This window comes from Enterobacter sp. UNJFSC 003, assembly GCF_036903355.1.
Lineage (GTDB): Bacteria > Pseudomonadota > Gammaproteobacteria > Enterobacterales > Enterobacteriaceae > Enterobacter.
In genome coordinates, this window is record NZ_JBAKHK010000259.1 from 1 (window position 1) to 254 (window position 254).

The 254-nt window shown below is 54.3% G+C and carries 1 protein-coding gene; it reads right to left on the reverse strand.

Translation table 11 applies throughout. The features are described from left to right. The coding region (locus V5P19_RS24055) for a terminase gpA endonuclease subunit (protein WP_334408060.1) at positions 1–254 on the reverse strand (254 nt) is incomplete at both ends.

Sequence of the window (254 nt, forward strand, 5' to 3'; positions counted from 1 at the left end):
GGGAGTCGATACCGGCGGTCAGGTAAGCCACACGGTCAGGAACGGGCGCTGAATAATGCTCTTTCCGCTCTGCCATCACTTCAGCATCCGGACGTTCGCCAATTTTCGCCTCCCACGTCTCACCGAGCGTGGTGTTTACGAAGGTTTTACGTTTTCCCGTATCCCCTTTCGTTTTCATCCAGTCTTTGACAATCTGCACCCAGGTGGTGAACGGGCTGTACGCTGTCCAGATGTGAAAGGTCACACTGTCAGGT